We start from the raw sequence: 13,841 nt of genomic DNA, 5'->3' as shown, positions 1-13,841 counted from the left end.
AATATGTAGGGCAGCAGGGCGCAAGCCAGAGTAATACCTTGTTGCAATATAATAAAGAGGCCGATTCCCGGCAACCAAACTGACTCATTTGGAGACAAAGTCATGAAATTTCCTTTCTTGCGTACCGCTATTGCATCTGTCGTGCTGCTGAGCCTGGCCACTTCCGCTGTCTATGCCGCCGACAAAACCGTGGTGGTCACTGCCATCGTTGAACACCCGGCGCTGGATGCGGTGCGCGACGGCGTCAAGGACGAGTTGAAGGCTGAAGGCTACGAAGCCGGCAAGAACCTGAAGTTCGAATACCAAAGCGCGCAAGGCAATACCGGCACCGCGGCGCAGATCGCCCGTAAATATGCCGGCAGCCAGCCGGATGTCGCAGTGGCGATCGCCACCCCTTCCGCCCAGGCCCTGGTTTCAGCCACCAAGACCGTGCCTATCGTCTATGCTGCCGTGACCGATCCGGTCGCCGCCAAGCTGGTGAAGAGCTGGGATGCTTCGGGCACCAATGTCACCGGCGTGTCCGACATGTCGCCTCTGGATAAGCAGATCGAACTGATCCGCAAGGTGGCGCCGAAAGCCAAGCGCATCGGCGTCATCTACAGCCCGGGTGAAGCGAACTCAGTGTCTATCGTCGAATCGCTCAAGAAACTGCTGGCCGGCACCGACCTGACCCTGGTGGAAGCGGCCGCAGCCCGCACCATCGATGTGCCGAGCGCGGCGCAAAGCCTGATCGGCAAGGCCGACGTCATCTACGCACCGACCGACAACAATGTCATGTCGGCGCTTGAAGGCATCATCAAAGTGGCCGAGCAAGCCAAGTTGCCAGTGGTCGCTGCCGATACCGGCGCGGTCAAGCGCGGCGCCGCCGCCGCGATCGGTCTCAACTACTACGACCTGGGCCGCCAGACCGGCAAGATCGTGGTGCGCATCCTGAAGGGCGAAGCGCCAGGCAAGATCGCTTCGCAAACCAGCACGACATTCGAGCTGTACGTGAATCCTAAGGCAGCGCTCAAGCAAGGTTTGACCTTGCCGGCTGATCTGGTCAAGTCCGCCAAAGTCGTCGAACAATAAAGAGGACTGGCGGATGGCGCATGCCGTCATCCGCCAGCTTTTGGTTCGTAGATTCTGGTTTGCCTGATTTGGCGTGTTTTTTGCCGGTGAGCCGCGCTCGGCCTGCTGTTCCGGGTAGTCGCGGTTCCGTAATTTAAGGATGTTTATGTCGCTCATCGCTTCACTTGGCGCCATCGAGATCGGCCTGATTTTTGGCCTGGTCGCACTTGGCGTGTTCTTGTCTTTCCGCGTCGTCAATTTTCCCGACCTCACGGTCGACGGCAGTTTCCCTCTCGGCGGCGCCGTCGCCGCAACCCTGATCGTCTCTGGCTGGAATCCTTTCCTCGCGACCTTCATCGCGCTGCTGGCCGGCGGCCTGGCCGGCTGTGTCACCGCCTGCCTCAATGTCTACCTGAAGATCATGCAATTGCTGGCCAGTATCCTGGTGATGATTGCGCTGTATTCGGTCAACCTGCGCATCATGGGCAAACCTAACGTGGCGCTGATCAGCGAGCCGACGGTGTTCAGCATGACCAGCATCGGCGACTTGCCGGACTACTGGGTGCAGCCGCTGGTGATGCTGGTGATCGTACTGATCGCCAAGCTCTTGCTGGATGCCTTTTTCGCCTCAGAAACCGGTCTGGCCATGCGCGCCACCGGCGCCAATGCGCGCATGGCGCGCGCCCAGGGCATTTCCACCAACCGCCAGACGGTATGGGGCCTGGCGATTTCCAATGCGCTGGTAGCGCTGGCCGGCGCGCTGTTCGTGCAGACCCAGGGCGGCGCTGATATTTCGATGGGCATCGGCACCATCGTGATTGGCCTGGCAGCGGTGATCATCGGTGAAACCGTGCTGCCGGCGCGCAGCCTAGTGGTGACTACGGCAGCCTGTATTTTCGGCGCGGTGCTGTATCGCTTCTTCATTGCGCTGGCGCTGGACATGGATTTCATCGGCCTCAAGGCGCAGGATTTGAATCTGGTCACGGCCCTGCTGGTCGGCCTGGCGCTGCTGATTCCTAATTTCAAACGCAGTTTCAAGCGCATGCGCCGCAATGGTAATGGCAGCGGCAAAGCCAAGCCCGCCGCTGCTATCAACAATGGTCTGGCAGCGGGCAAAGGGGAAAACTGATGTTGAAACTCGATAACCTGGAAATCACTTTCAATCCCGACACGCCGATCGAAAACAAGGTCTTGCGCGGTCTCTCGCTGGAAATTCCCTCCGGCCAGTTTGTCACGGTGATCGGCTCCAACGGCGCCGGCAAATCGACCATGCTGAATGCGGTCTGCGGCGACCTGATGGTTGACAGCGGTAGCATCACCATCGACGGCACCGACGCCACGCGGCGTTCTAGCTGGCAGCGTGCCGACCTGGTGGCGCGCGTGTTCCAGGACCCGATGGCGGGCACCTGCGAGAGCCTGACGATTGAAGAAAACATGGCGCTGGCGTGGAAGCGCGGCAGCCCGCGCGGCCTGCGTTTTTCCCTGAACCGCAACCTGCGCGCGCTGTTCCGCGAAAAGCTCAGCATCCTCGGCCTGGGGCTGGAAAACCGCTTGTCGGACCGCATGGGCTTGCTGTCCGGCGGTCAGCGCCAAGCGGTCAGCTTGCTGATGGCTTCGCTGCAGCCGTCGCGCATCCTGCTGCTGGACGAGCATACCGCCGCGCTGGATCCGAAAACCGCGGCCTTTATTCTGTCGCTGACGGCCAAGATCGTCGAATCCAGCAAGCTGACGGCCATGATGGTCACGCACAGCATGCGGCAGGCGCTGGATTACGGCACGCGCACCGTGATGCTGCACGAGGGAAAAGTCATTCTGGATGTGCACGGTGAGCAGCGCCAAGGCCTGGATGTGCCGGATCTGCTGCGAATGTTTGAAACCACCCGCGGCGAAAAAATCGATGACGACAAGCTGTTGCTAGGCTGATCAGGCTGGCAGAAGCAGGGTCGTTGTAACCATGGAAATCTGAAGGAGCAGTATGAAGGCTTTACTCAATGCGTTTGAAAGCAAGGCGCCGGAAATCGTCTTTGAATGGCATGACGCCGAGACGCCGGCGCGTGGCTGGATCGTGATCAATTCGCTGCGCGGCGGCGCCGCGGGCGGCGGCACGCGCATGCGCAGCGGACTCGACCGGCGCGAGGTGGAGTCGCTGGCGAAGACCATGGAAGTCAAGTTCACCGTGTCCGGGCCTGCCATCGGCGGCGCCAAGTCCGGCATCGATTTCGACCCTGCCGATCCGCGCAAGGCTGGCGTGCTCAGCCGCTGGTACAAGGCAGTCACGCCTTTGTTGAAGACCTACTACGGCACTGGCGGCGACCTCAACGTCGACGAAGTGCATGAAGTGATTCCGATGACCGAGCGCTACGGCCTGTGGCATCCGCAGGAAGGCATCGTCAACGGCCATTTCGAGCCTAGCGACAACGAGCGTATCCAGAAGGTCGGCCAGTTGCGCATGGGCGTGGCGAAAGTGGTGGAAGATGCGCGCTACACGCCGCAAGCCAGCCGCAAATACCTGGTGGCGGACCTGATCACCGGCTGGGGCGTGGCGGAATCGGTGCGCCATTACTACCGCCTGTACGGCGGCAGCCTGGAAGGCAAGCGCGTGATCGTACAGGGCTGGGGTAATGTCGGCTCCACCGCGGCTTACTACCTGGCCAAGGCAGGCGCCCGCGTGGTCGGCATCATCGACCGCAACGGCGGCCTGATCAAGGCCGACGGCTACAGCTACGAAGAAGTGCATGCCTTGTTCCTGGCCAAGCAGGGCAACCAGCTGATCGCGGACAACATGCTCTCTTTCGACGAGTGCAACGCCGCCATCTGGAGCGTCGGCGCCGATATCTTCCTGCCATGCGCCGGTTCGCGCCTGGTCAAGCAGGAGCAGGTCGACCAGCTCATCGCCAACGGCCTGCAAGTGGTGTCCAGCGGCGCCAACGTGCCGTTTGCCGACAGCGACATTTTCTACGGTCCGATCTATGAACATGCGGACAATCGCGTCGCCGTGATCCCTGACTTCGTCGCCAACTGCGGCATGGCGCGTGCCTTCGCCTTCCTGATGCAGAGCCAGGTCGAAGTGTCCGACGAAGCCATCTTCGGCGATGTTTCGGCCACCGTCGGCGCGGCGCTGGAAAAATGCCACGGCCATTCGGCCAGCCATACCGGCATTGCCAAGGTCGCGTTTGAAATCGCTTTGCAGCAGCTGATCAAGCCAGAAATTCCGGAGAGCGCCGCTACCCGCGGTTGATCCGTTTTGACCCAGTCCACCAGACTTTATCTATACCAGGAGTAGCGCATGACTGATTTGTTTGATAACCCTATGGGCCTGTGCGGCTTTGAATTTGTCGAGTACGCATCGCCAATTCCCAACGTGATCGAGCCGGCCTTCGAGGCCATGGGTTTCGTCAAGGTTGCCCGCCACCGCTCCAAGAACGTGTCGCTGTATCGCCAGGGCGATATCAATTTCATCATCAACCATGAGCCGAAAAGCCCGGCGCATTACTTTGCCGCCGAACACGGACCGTCTGCCTGCGGCATGGCGTTCCGCGTCAAGGATGCGCACAAGGCTTACCAGCGTGCGCTGGAACTGGGCGCCGAGCCGATGGACATGGCGACCGGCGTGATGGAGCTGCGGCTGCCGGCGATCAAGGGCATCGGCGGCGCGCCGCTGTATCTGATCGATCGTTTCACACCGGGCAAGTCGATCTATGACATCGATTTCGAATTCATCGAAGGCGTGGAGCGCAACCCGGTCGGCGCCGGCCTCAAGATCATCGACCATCTGACCCACAACGTCTACCGTGGCCGCATGGCGCACTGGGCGGCGTTCTACGAGCGACTGTTCAATTTCCGCGAAATCCGCTATTTCGACATCAAGGGCGAATACACCGGCCTGACGTCGAAGGCGATGAGCGCGCCGGACGGCATGATCCGCATTCCCTTGAATGAAGAATCGTCCAAGGGCTCGGGCCAGATCGAGGAATTCCTGATGCAGTTCAGCGGTGAAGGTATCCAGCATATCGCGCTGGCGACCGACAACCTGGTGCAAACCTGGGATGCGCTGAAGAAAATGGGCACCAAATTCATGGTGGCGCCGCCGGCGACTTACTACGAAATGCTGGAAGGGCGTCTGCCAGGCCATGGCGAACCGACCGACCAGCTGCAGATGCGTGGCATCCTGCTGGACGGCGTTTCCAGCGACCAGGGCCAGCGCCTGCTGCTGCAGATCTTTTCGGCCAACACGCTAGGCCCGGTATTTTTCGAATTCATCCAGCGCAAGGGCGACGAAGGCTTTGGCGAAGGCAATTTCAAGGCCCTGTTCGAATCGATCGAACGCGACCAGATACGCCGCGGTGTATTGAAGGCGGAATAAATTCAAGTTGTGTTTTTGCAACAGCTTGTTTTGGGGGAAAGTTAGCCTGCTATGATGGCGGCTCAGCTTTACCCCTTGCAACGCCGAAATGGCGGCGTTGATGCAGTAGTAGCAGGCAGTAGTGGTAAAGCGGCGGTAAGGGCAGTGCGGTCGAGGTTTGATTGCGCCGGCTCGATCCCGTCGTACAAAATCTAAAAAATATTAATCCTATGGAGACGTGCATGAAAAAATATTCCTTGTTGCTGGTAGCGGCGGGCTTGGCCAGTAGCGGCGCGATGGCGCAGACCTCGGTCACGATCTACGGTATCGTCGATACCAGCATCCGTTATATCAGCAGCGATAACGCCGCCGGACAAAAGAACTTTGTCGTCACCAACGGCGCCATTTCGAACAGCCGCCTGGGTTTCAAGGGCACTGAAGACCTGGGTGGCGGCCTGAAAGCTATTTTCCGCCTGGAAAACGGCTTCAATTCCGATACCGGCAGCCTGGCCAGCGCCGGCACTTTGTTCAGCCGTCAATCGTATGTTGGTCTGAGCGGTGGCTTCGGCCAGGTCACTCTGGGCCGTCAGCAAACTCCGCTGTTCGATCTGATGGCTGACCATTTCGATCCACTGACCGTCGGCAATTACGACCAGAACGCATGGATGCCGGCCGGCGCCACGCTGGTCCGCAATTCCAACATGATCAAGTACTCCGGCACAGTCGGCGGCTTCGCCGGCGCCCTGAGCTATGCTGCGGGCGAGAAGGCTGGGTCAATCAAGTCGGGCAGCCAGGTTGGCGCTACCGGCCAGTACACGGTCGGTCCGTTTTCCATCGGCGGCGGCTATCAGCAGACTGTCAGTTCGGTCAACACCGCCTGGAAAGACACCGCTTATAACCTGAGCCTTTCCTACGCAATCGGCGCAGCCAAGCTGTTCGGCGGCTACTATCGCATCAAGGACAGCACCGGCACCACGCCTGCGTATTTTGGCGTTTCCGGCAGTGCGGCTGCTACCAACGGCGGCATCGCCGGCGTTGAGCGCCAAGACAATGCTTACTTCCTGGGCGCGACTTTCCAGGCAACTCCAGCCTGGTCGCTGTCGGCCGCCGGTTACTACGACAAGAGCAAGAACGTTACGGTCGCCACTATCGGCAACCTGGGCGACGGCACCCGTTACGCGCTGGTCGGCGTGGCGGAATATGCCTTGTCCAAGCGCACTCAGGTGTACGGTACGGTCGACTACAACAAGGCTAAAGATGCAGCCTTGTCGGAACTGGTTGGCAAGGATAGCGTGACTGGCGTCGCGGTTGGCATCCGTCATATTTTCTAAATAGCGGAATCGCTGCAGTCGCCAGCGGCGGCTGCAGGCAAGTCGAAAAAAGCGCGGGACCGGTTCGGTTCCGCGCTTTTTTTATGCGGTTTTCAGTTGGCCGCTTAGTTGGCCACTTTAAAGATGCTGCCGTCGCGGATTTCGAAGATTTCGTCGCCCAGCAGGGCGAGGTCGGCCGGATCGTGCGTGATCACCATCATTGGCACGTTCAGCCGGCGTTGCAGTTCCGACAGTTCTTGGCGCATTTTGTCGCGCAAGTTGAGATCGAGCGCGGAAAACGGTTCGTCCAGCAGCAGGATGTCCGGCTCCAGCACCAGCGCCCTGGCCAGAGCCACGCGCTGGCGCTGGCCGCCCGACAGCTGGTGCGGATAGCTGTTGGCGGTGGCGCTCAGCTCGAACGAAGCCAGCCATTTCCGTACCGCCGGATGCTCGTGCGGACGACGCATGTTGGTGCAGCCGGAACGCAGGCCGAAAGCCACGTTCTGCGCCACCGTGAGGTGCGGAAACAGGGCGTAGTCCTGGAACAGGTAGGCCACCTTGCGCTGCTGCGGCGGCAGGCAGATCGCCGCGGCGCTGTCGAACAGGGTGTTGTGCTTGAGGCGTATCACGCCCTCGTCGGGCGTCAGCAGGCCGGCAATCGCGCGCAAGGTCAGGCTCTTGCCGGCGCCGGAGGGGCCGTACAGCACCACCCGGTTGCTCTCGGTACGCAGGGCGATATCCAGGTTGAAGCCGCGGTCGTCGGCCTGCATGTGCTTGCGGATGCTGATCTCTATCGTCATGGCGCCATCCTCATGAATTCCTGCGGCGCTGGCTTTTCGGCAGCAGGTGGCCGGCGATCAGCAGCACCACGATGCAAGTGGCGGAGGTGATCAGCACCAGCAGGTTGGCGGTCTGGTCGTCGCCAGCCTGTACCGCTTCATAGATCGCCACCGACAAGGTCTGGGTGCGGCCCGGCAGGTTGCCGGCGATCATCAGCGTGGCGCCGAACTCGCCCAGCGCGCGGGCGAAAGCCAGCAGCACGCCGGCGGCAATGCCCTTGGATGCCAGCGGCAAGGTGACGCGGAAGAAGACCCCGGCTTCCGACACGCCAAGCACGCGGGCTGCATTTTCCAGCTGCGCATCGACGTTTTCAAAGGCCGCGCGGGCGGATTTGAGGACCAGCGGAAAGGCGACGATGGTGGCGGCGATCACCGCGCCTTGCCAGGTGAAGACCAGCTCGATGCCCCATTTTTCCAGCCAGGCGCCGAACACGCCACGGCGCCCCAGCAGCACCAGCAGATAATAGCCGAGCACCGTCGGCGGCAGCACCAGCGGCAGGGTCAGGACGGCGTCGACCAAGTCACGCGCCGGCGAGCGCCAGCGCGACAGGCCATAAGCGGCGGCGACGCCGAACAGCATATTGAGCAAGGTGGCCCAGCCCGCGACTTTCAACGACAGCGTGAGGGCGACCCAGACTCCGCTATTCATGACTTCTGCTTTCTATTCACTACTGACCCTTGACGCTGTGCGGAAGAACTCGACGATAACACTAGTGGACTATAACTACCGAATCGAGAGCCCGTATCCGGCGCGCAGGGCAAGGCGCACAGCGGAGCAATAGCGGGACTATTGCGAGCATGTGCAATGCCGCCATGCGTGTCGGATACGTGACAGGCACTATTGATTCGGTAGTTATAGCCCACTATGCCATCAGGGTTTCAAGAAACCATAGCGCGCCAGCGTGGCTTGGCCGACCGGCGACAAGACATAGGCGACGAACTTGGCCGCCAGCTCAGCTTGCTTGCTATTGCTGGTGACCGCAATCGGATAGCTCACCGGTGTTTGCGACGGCACGCGCAGGGCGACCTTGACCTTGTCCGGCATGATCGCCGCATCGGTGGAGAACACGAAGCCGGCTTCGACTTCGCCGCGCGCGACATAGTCAAGGCTCTGGCGTACGTTCTGCGCCGGCACGCCCTTGGCTGCCACAGCATCCCACAGGTTGGCGTGCTCCAGCGCCGCCTTGGTGTAGCGGCCGACCGGCACCGACGCCGGATTGCCGTAGGCGATGCGTTTCACCGTTGCCTGCGTCAGGTCTTGCAACTGGGTGATGTGCAACTGGCTGTCAGCCGGCACGATCAGCACGATCTGGTTGTTAGCGAAATTCTTGCGGCTGGCTGGCAGCACCGCCTTTTCCGCTTCCGCCTTGTTCATGGCTTCCTGGTCGGCCGAGGCAAACACGTCGGCCGGCGCGCCCTTGATGATCTGCTGCAGCAAGACATCGGAGGCGGCGAAGTTGAGCAGCACCTTGGTGTCCGGATTCTGCGCTTCAAACGACTGGCCTAGTTCCTTGAAAGCGTTGGTCAGGCTGGCCGCGGCCGACACCACCAGGTCGGCGGCATGCGCGGCCGGCGACAGCAGGGTCAGAAAAAAAAGGGGAAAGGCGCTGGCAATAACAAGGCGTTTCAAGCGGCACAACATCGCAGTATCTCCTGGCAGAAAATAACAAAATGGAAAGCGAAATATATGGCAGGATACAGCGTGAGTCAACTTGAAAAGCGGGTCATAAAGCGAGCCGCTGCTGCCGGCCAGCAATGGTTGTCAACAAAATATCCGTATTCCGCCGACCTCCTTGCTACAATCGCGCCTATGGCAAATTCCAAATCGATACGGCTCAGAGTGTTGCAAGGCGAGACCATCGCCTTCGGTCCCGGCAAGGCGGCGCTGTTGTTGGCGATACAGCAAAGCGGTTCGATTTCCGCGGCGGCGCGCGCGATCGGCATGTCTTACCGGCGCGCCTGGCTGCTGGTGGAAGCCATGAACCAGTGCTTCCGGCAACCCTTGGTGGCGACCGCCACCGGCGGCGCCAAGGGCGGCGGGGCGCAGGTTACGGCGCTGGGGCAGGAAGTCCTGGCACGCTATCAAGCCATGCAGGACCGGGCGGAAGCGGCGGTGGCGGCCGACATGGCGTATTTTGCCGGGCTGATGACGGCGGCCGGCAGCGCCGTAGATCCACAAATTTAAGCGCCGCACTTCCTCCACGATCATATTGCCGACACCGACCATGCTCTCAAGCAGCACACTCCGCAGCACACTTCTTGGTTACCGCATCCGCCTGCAACGCCTTTTCCATTTTTCTGAAAGCCATTCGATGCTGCTGTGGGCGGCCGTGGTCGGCTTCCTCGGCGCGCTGGCGACGGTCCTGTTCCGCGAATGCATCTACGGCCTGCAGCTGCTGCTGACCGGGCAAAGCGGCAGTTTCGTCGCCATGGCCAAAAGCTTGCCGTGGTGGATGCGGCTGGTGCTGCCGGTGGCCGGCGGCCTGATCGCCGGCGCCATCCTGGTGCTGGCCAAGCGGGTGCCGACCAGCGCCACCTCGGATTACATGGAAGCGGTAGCGATCGGCGACGGCAATATCCCGGTGCGGCAGAGCCTGTTGCGCAGCCTGTCTTCGCTGGCGACGGTGGTGTCGGGCGGCTCGATCGGGCGCGAAGGGCCGATGGTGCAGCTGTCGGCGCTGGCGGCGTCGCTGGTCGGCCGCTTTACTCACTTTAGTCCAGCACGGTTGCGCCTGCTGGTGGCGTGCGGCGCGGCGGCGGGGATTACTTCGGCCTACAACGCGCCGATCGCCGGCGCTTTTTTTGTCACCGAAATCGTGCTGGGCGCGATCGTCATGGAAAGCTTCGGCCCGGTGGTGGTGGCCTCGGTGGTCGCCAACATCACCATGCGCGAGCTGCCCGGCTACCATCCAGCCTACGAGATGCCGCCGTTCCCGCCGTTGGCCGGCATCGAGATCGTGTGGTTCGTGCTGCTGGGGATCATGGCCGGCGTCGCCGCGCCGCAATTCCTGCGTTTGCTGGCGCTTGCCAAGCAAGCGTTTACCAAGACCGGCTTGCCGCTGCCGCTGCGGCTGGGCGTGGGCGGCCTGCTGGTCGGCCTGATTTCGATCTGGGTGCCGGAGGTCTGGGGCAACGGCTACAGCGTGGTCAACTCCCTGTTGCATACGCCGTGGCTGTGGTGGAGCGTGCTGCTGATGCTGGTGCTAAAAGTGGTAGCCACCTGCATCACCACCGGTTCCGGCGCGGTCGGCGGCATCTTCACGCCGACCCTGTTCGTCGGCGCCGCCATCGGCTACCTGTTCGGGCAGGTGCTGCACGCGCTGCTGCCGGGCATGACTTCGGCGCCGTTCGCCTATGCCATGGTGGGCATGGGCGCCTTCCTGGCGGCGGCCACCAGCGCGCCGCTGATGGCGATCCTGATGATTTTCGAGATGACCCTGAGCTACCAGGTGGTGCTGCCGCTGATGCTGTCCTGCGTGGTGGCTTACTTCGTGGCGCGCAGCATCAACGGCGCTTCCATGTACGACATCACCATCAAGCGCAACCGCGATGCGCAGGAACGGGTGCGGCTGCGCGGCATCCACATGAGCGAGCTGATCCGGCCGGCCGACACGGTGCTGCCGCTGAATGCATCGTTTGCGGAAATCAGCGGCCTGTTCCTCAAGTATCCGGTGAAATATATCTATGTGGTGGACGAGCGTAATCGCTATTGCGGCGTGGTGGCGCTGCAAGACATTACGTCCTGCCTGCTGGAGAAGGCCGATACCCAGGCCAAGGTGGCCGAGGATTTCCTGCGGCGCGAATTCCTGCAGGTGGTGACGCCCGACATGTCGCTCGGCGATGCCTTGCAGTCCTTCCTCGATCACCAGGGCGAACGGCTGCCGGTGGTGCGCAGCCATGAAGATCCGGAGCTGCTGGGGGCGGTCTACAAGACCTCCTTGCTAGATGCTTATTTCAGGCTGGATCGTTCGCACGAGCTGCGTGCATAGCCGGGAAAGCTGTTTGGTCAATGTCTGCAAGGCATTCTTTAGGCAATGCCGTCATCCCCGCGAACGCGGGGATCCATGTTGATGTATATAACGATTAGAATGGATTCCCGCGTTCGCGGGAATGACTATTTGACATAAGTTTACCTTGCAAGCGCTGCAGATGGCCGCACTTTGCTCTATATTGGATCCCGCACCGGCGCCTTATACTGGTGCGGCCATTCCGCAGCCAACATCAACCATGAGGAGCATCTATGGAAATTCTGGGGACAATCATCGTGGGTTTCATCGTCGGCGTGATCGCTAAACTGATACATCCCGGACGCGAGAACATGGGCTTTATCGTTACTACCTTGCTGGGCATCGCCGGCTCTTTCCTGGCAGGCTACGTCGGCCAGGCGCTGGGCTGGTATCACGCTGGCCAGGGCGCAGGATTCATCGGCTCCATCATCGGCGCCTTTATCCTGCTAGTGATCTACGGCTTTATCAAAGGCAAGGCGGCTAGCTGATGCTGGACCGCCTGCCATGGCGCAAGCCCGCCCGGCAGACTGCGGGCGTGCTGCTGCCGGCCTCCGACACGGCGCTGCAGGCGGTGCGCCTGCGCTGCCGCCAGATGGTGGCCAAGCGCGCGCTGCTGTCGGCTGGCGCGTCCGCCTTGCCGATCATGGGTGTCGATATCGCGGTCGATATCCATTTGCTGTCGCGCCTGATCGAAGACATCAATGCGGCCTTCGGCCTGACCCCGCAGCAGATTGAAAAACTCCAGCCCAAGCTGCGGATAGCCACCTACAGCACCATCGTCGGCCGCAGCACGCTGGTGGGCAGGGTGGTGACGCGCGAGCTGCTGCTGAAAATCCTGACCCGCAGCGGCGTCAAGGTCGTTTCCAAGAACGCCACCCGGCTGGTGCCCATCGCCGGCCAGATGGTGTCGGCGGCGATCGGCTTTTCCGCGTTCCGGGCGATCGGCAACAAGCATATCGAAGCTTGCGTCCAAGTGGCTGAACAGATGTTGAAAATGCAAGACGCGGGGAAGTGAGTTGCCTGCCTGGCATCTGGCTTGTTTGCAGTGCTTGCGGCGCGGCCGGCGCATCCTTCTCCGCCATCCCCTGCTGCAATGATAGAATGCGGGTCGTTTGCGTTGCGGAACACTGAAAACAGCTGCTTTCGCGCGACTTTACCGCACTTCTACACGCCAGCCCGGCCCGCAATGTCTTTATCGCGTTGAGCGGCCGGCTCTTTGATGTAGAGTGTGGCAACACACTTCACCACGATAGAGTTCCCTATGTTGAGTTACCGCCATGCCTTCCATGCGGGCAATCATGCCGATGTGCTGAAGCACTTGGTCACCATCCAGTTGTTGCGTTATCTGGGCCAGAAGGATACTTCCTACATGGTCATCGATACCCACGCCGGCGCCGGCGTGTATGCGCTGGACGACGGCTACGCCTCGAAAAACGCCGAATACGAGTCCGGCATCAGCCGCCTGTGGGATCGCAAGGACCTGCCGCCGGCCGCGGCCGAGTATGTGGAAATCGTCAGGCAGCTGAACCCGGACGGCAAGCTGCGTTATTACCCCGGCTCGCCGTACTGCGCCGATGCCGTCATGCGCGAGCAGGATCGCCTTCGCCTGTTTGAACTGCATCCGAGCGACGGCAAGATCCTGACCGACAATTTCCGCCGCCTGGACGCCGAGCGCAACCCGCGCGGCAATGGCCGCGGCAAGCGCGTCATGATCCAGCTGGGCGACGGCTTCCTCGGCTTGAAGGCCTTGCTGCCGCCGCCGTCGCGCCGCGGCCTGGTGCTGATCGATCCGCCGTATGAAGTGAAAGAAGATTACCGCCACGTCAAGAACACCATCGAAGATGCGCTCACGCGCTTTTCCACTGGCACTTATGCCGTCTGGTATCCACTGCTGAACCGCATGGAGTCGCGCCAGCTGCCGGACAAGCTGAAGCGCATGAAAGCCAATGGCTGGCTGAACGTCACGCTGACGGTGAAGACGCCGTCGCCGGATGGCTTCGGCCTGCACAGCAGCGGTATGTTCGTGATCAACCCGCCGTGGACGCTGGAGCCGATGCTGAAGGAACTGATGCCCTACCTGGTCAAGGTGATGGGCACCGATTCCGGCGCCGGCTTTACCCTGGAATCAGGGCAGACCAAGGCGGTCGATACCGGCACCCGGCGCGTGTAGTACTCGACAATTCAGATAAGAAAATCCTGAGAATTTCACTTGAAATTCTCAGGATTTTTCTTTTGGGGCTCATTACTTGCAAGTGAAGCCGCAGTTGGCGGAGCACGCATGGACTGCCGCAGT

14 protein-coding genes are annotated in these 13,841 nt (G+C 61.1%); 11 read left to right on the top strand and 3 right to left on the bottom strand.

The annotated features are described in order from the left end of the window. The first annotated feature begins 102 nt into the window (after positions 1-102). From BCF11_RS00070 to BCF11_RS00045, 6 genes are all read left to right on the top strand, one after another. Complete coding sequence (locus BCF11_RS00070) at positions 103-1,071, top strand: ABC transporter substrate-binding protein (RefSeq protein WP_098492924.1); 969 nt, start codon at positions 103-105, stop codon at positions 1,069-1,071. 145 nt (positions 1,072-1,216) lie between these two features. After that, entirely contained in the window at positions 1,217-2,179 is a 963-nt protein-coding gene (locus BCF11_RS00065; RefSeq protein ID WP_098492923.1) for an ABC transporter permease, read from the top strand. Beyond that, positions 2,179-2,973: an ABC transporter ATP-binding protein gene (locus BCF11_RS00060; RefSeq protein WP_098492922.1), complete on the top strand. Its 795-nt coding sequence runs from the start codon at positions 2,179-2,181 to the stop codon at positions 2,971-2,973. The genes BCF11_RS00065 and BCF11_RS00060 overlap by 1 nt, the downstream gene beginning before the upstream one ends. Positions 2,974-3,025: 52 nt before the next feature. Next, positions 3,026-4,288 (top strand): Glu/Leu/Phe/Val dehydrogenase dimerization domain-containing protein, encoded by a 1,263-nt coding sequence (locus BCF11_RS00055; RefSeq protein WP_098492921.1) that lies wholly within the window; start codon positions 3,026-3,028, stop codon positions 4,286-4,288. Positions 4,289-4,336: 48 nt separating this feature from the next. After that, the gene (gene hppD, locus BCF11_RS00050; RefSeq protein WP_098492920.1) at positions 4,337-5,413 is read left to right on the top strand and encodes a 4-hydroxyphenylpyruvate dioxygenase; all 1,077 of its coding nucleotides are present in this window, start codon (positions 4,337-4,339) and stop codon (positions 5,411-5,413) included. A gap of 221 nt (positions 5,414-5,634) precedes the next feature. Then, positions 5,635-6,723 carry a porin gene (locus BCF11_RS00045; protein WP_098492919.1) on the top strand — a complete coding sequence of 363 codons (1,089 nt, stop codon included), beginning with the start codon at positions 5,635-5,637 and terminating at the stop codon, positions 6,721-6,723. A 104-nt stretch (positions 6,724-6,827) separates the two neighbouring features. Here BCF11_RS00045 and BCF11_RS00040 read toward each other — a convergent pair whose 3' ends face one another. From BCF11_RS00040 to modA, 3 genes are all read right to left on the bottom strand, one after another. Beyond that, positions 6,828-7,502, bottom strand: a complete 675-nt coding sequence (locus BCF11_RS00040) for an ABC transporter ATP-binding protein (RefSeq protein ID WP_098492918.1) — start codon at positions 7,500-7,502, stop codon at positions 6,828-6,830. 10 nt (positions 7,503-7,512) lie between these two features. After that, the gene (gene modB, locus BCF11_RS00035; protein ID WP_098492917.1) at positions 7,513-8,190 is read right to left on the bottom strand and encodes a molybdate ABC transporter permease subunit; all 678 of its coding nucleotides are present in this window, start codon (positions 8,188-8,190) and stop codon (positions 7,513-7,515) included. A gap of 222 nt (positions 8,191-8,412) precedes the next feature. Beyond that, the gene (modA, locus tag BCF11_RS00030) at positions 8,413-9,183 is read right to left on the bottom strand and encodes a molybdate ABC transporter substrate-binding protein (protein WP_098492916.1); all 771 of its coding nucleotides are present in this window, start codon (positions 9,181-9,183) and stop codon (positions 8,413-8,415) included. A gap of 168 nt (positions 9,184-9,351) precedes the next feature. On the opposite strand from modA, the gene BCF11_RS00025 reads away from it, so the two are divergent. The 5 genes from BCF11_RS00025 (at position 9,352) to BCF11_RS00005 (ending at position 13,718) form a co-directional block, all read left to right on the top strand. Further along, a complete protein-coding gene (locus tag BCF11_RS00025; RefSeq protein WP_098492915.1) occupies positions 9,352-9,726 on the top strand; it encodes a winged helix-turn-helix domain-containing protein in 375 nt (124 codons plus the stop codon). 40 nt (positions 9,727-9,766) lie between these two features. After that, positions 9,767-11,530, top strand: coding sequence for a ClcB-like voltage-gated chloride channel protein (locus tag BCF11_RS00020; protein WP_098492914.1), 1,764 nt, complete (start codon positions 9,767-9,769; stop codon positions 11,528-11,530). A 251-nt stretch (positions 11,531-11,781) separates the two neighbouring features. Continuing rightward, a complete protein-coding gene (locus BCF11_RS00015; protein WP_098492913.1) occupies positions 11,782-12,036 on the top strand; it encodes a GlsB/YeaQ/YmgE family stress response membrane protein in 255 nt (84 codons plus the stop codon). Next, a complete protein-coding gene (locus BCF11_RS00010) occupies positions 12,036-12,563 on the top strand; it encodes a hypothetical protein (protein ID WP_098492912.1) in 528 nt (175 codons plus the stop codon). The genes BCF11_RS00015 and BCF11_RS00010 overlap by 1 nt, the downstream gene beginning before the upstream one ends. Positions 12,564-12,809: 246 nt before the next feature. Continuing rightward, positions 12,810-13,718 carry a 23S rRNA (adenine(2030)-N(6))-methyltransferase RlmJ gene (locus BCF11_RS00005; RefSeq protein ID WP_098492911.1) on the top strand — a complete coding sequence of 303 codons (909 nt, stop codon included), beginning with the start codon at positions 12,810-12,812 and terminating at the stop codon, positions 13,716-13,718. The last annotated feature ends 123 nt before the right edge of the window (positions 13,719-13,841 follow it).

Source organism: Collimonas sp. PA-H2 (assembly GCF_002564105.1).
In the GTDB taxonomy this organism is placed as follows: Bacteria; Pseudomonadota; Gammaproteobacteria; order Burkholderiales; family Burkholderiaceae_D; genus Collimonas.
The sequence above is the reverse complement of the archived record's forward strand: the minus strand, read 5'-3'. Positions and strand labels throughout refer to the sequence as shown.

Excerpts from the sequence above, each read along its gene's own strand:
- BCF11_RS00055 (WP_098492921.1), top strand. The coding sequence starts at position 3,026 with ATGAAGGCTTTACTCAATGCGTTTGAAAGCAAGGCGCCGGAAATCGTC.
- hppD (WP_098492920.1), top strand. The coding sequence starts at position 4,337 with ATGACTGATTTGTTTGATAACCCTATGGGCCTGTGCGGCTTTGAATTT.
- BCF11_RS00065 (WP_098492923.1), top strand. The coding sequence starts at position 1,217 with ATGTCGCTCATCGCTTCACTTGGCGCCATCGAGATCGGCCTGATTTTT.
- BCF11_RS00015 (WP_098492913.1), top strand. The coding sequence starts at position 11,782 with ATGGAAATTCTGGGGACAATCATCGTGGGTTTCATCGTCGGCGTGATC.
- modB (WP_098492917.1), bottom strand. The coding sequence starts at position 8,190 with ATGAATAGCGGAGTCTGGGTCGCCCTCACGCTGTCGTTGAAAGTCGCG.
- BCF11_RS00070 (WP_098492924.1), top strand. The coding sequence starts at position 103 with ATGAAATTTCCTTTCTTGCGTACCGCTATTGCATCTGTCGTGCTGCTG.
- BCF11_RS00020 (WP_098492914.1), top strand. The coding sequence starts at position 9,767 with ATGCTCTCAAGCAGCACACTCCGCAGCACACTTCTTGGTTACCGCATC.
- BCF11_RS00005 (WP_098492911.1), top strand. The coding sequence starts at position 12,810 with ATGTTGAGTTACCGCCATGCCTTCCATGCGGGCAATCATGCCGATGTG.
- modA (WP_098492916.1), bottom strand. The coding sequence starts at position 9,183 with ATGTTGTGCCGCTTGAAACGCCTTGTTATTGCCAGCGCCTTTCCCCTT.
- BCF11_RS00040 (WP_098492918.1), bottom strand. The coding sequence starts at position 7,502 with ATGACGATAGAGATCAGCATCCGCAAGCACATGCAGGCCGACGACCGC.
- BCF11_RS00060 (WP_098492922.1), top strand. The coding sequence starts at position 2,179 with ATGTTGAAACTCGATAACCTGGAAATCACTTTCAATCCCGACACGCCG.
- BCF11_RS00025 (WP_098492915.1), top strand. The coding sequence starts at position 9,352 with ATGGCAAATTCCAAATCGATACGGCTCAGAGTGTTGCAAGGCGAGACC.
- BCF11_RS00045 (WP_098492919.1), top strand. The coding sequence starts at position 5,635 with ATGAAAAAATATTCCTTGTTGCTGGTAGCGGCGGGCTTGGCCAGTAGC.
- BCF11_RS00010 (WP_098492912.1), top strand. The coding sequence starts at position 12,036 with ATGCTGGACCGCCTGCCATGGCGCAAGCCCGCCCGGCAGACTGCGGGC.